This window comes from Planktosalinus sp., from assembly GCF_059864935.1.
The window spans coordinates 1-1,098 of sequence record NZ_JCBCCK010000449.1 but is presented as its reverse complement, the minus strand read 5'-3'; the positions used below and the strand labels follow the sequence as shown (position 1 = coordinate 1,098).

Here is a 1,098-nt window from a genome sequence, read left to right as displayed (position 1 = left end):
GCAACGTTGTTTCCGTTTAAATCATTTCCAAACAGTTCAATTACCGTAACGGTTCCTGCGCCTCCTTTTATGTAGAGGTTTTCAGCACCGGCTGTATTGGGGTTGTTTAAAATTTCCTCAAGTTCGGGAGGCATATTGTTTTTAAAGGTGTTGACGGCGGTTCCGTTGAAATTTAACATAAATGAAGACTCGATACGTTCTTCTCCATCTCTTGTTGAGCGGTCATCAACACCCGGATTTGGGTCATCGTGGGAGTAAATAATCTCAATGGTTGGTCTGGCCATATTCACTAGAAGTGTGTTGCCCTGATTTCCTAAGGCTTCAGCAATAAAGTAGATTCCTCTAAAATGATTTTTGAAATTTGTATTGTTGAGTAAAACATCACCACCCTCCTGATCAAATATTTTTTGTTTAAAAAACGCTATAGCCTCTTCACCCAGTTCAACCCTAAGTTGTGGCGCAAGTCTTTCTTCATCATCTTCACCGGGGTTCAGAACTACAGCATTTGGAGAGGGCAAAAATTCATCCGCTTCATACAAAAGTTCACCTAAAAAGGATTGAAAAAGAGGTCCTTGATTTGAATAATAATTTTGAGGGTCATTAAACCCTGAATTAGGATCAAGGTCTCTCAAAAAGAATTTTGACTCATATATGGAAAGCTTAATAGGTGAATTGCCATAAATGGAATCTAGTGTGTATGTCACATCATCGCCTGTTCCTGTTGAGGTGCTAAAATAAGGAATGGACAAGATGATGCGTTCAATCTTGGGGTTTTCACCAAAGGATGGGTTGGTTTGCGGCATGGTAACCTGAGCAAGAATACTGGCTTCGGTTTTTCCGAAAACATCATCGTTATAAACGCCAAGTTGATACACCGGTAAATTATTAGTTTGCACCGGATGTGCCCTTCTGCTATAGGCAACAACGGTGGCTTCATCATAGAGGTCAAACTCAAAATTGGGGTCGTTGATAATATCACTGCCCACTGTACTGAAATCTTCCTGGCAGGCACTAAATGATAAAATAATGAGGGTAAACCCTATAAAAGTGAGAAATGCTTTATTTAAATTCATTTTTAATTCAGAGATAAAATAATTG

1 protein-coding gene is annotated in these 1,098 nt (G+C 39.2%); it reads right to left on the bottom strand.

Annotated features, from left to right (window positions below):
• Positions 1–1,073: DUF4270 family protein (locus tag AC6F75_RS13310; protein WP_500715578.1), on the bottom strand; the 1,073-nt coding region annotated here is incomplete at its 3' end.
• Positions 1,074–1,098 lie beyond the last annotated feature (25 nt).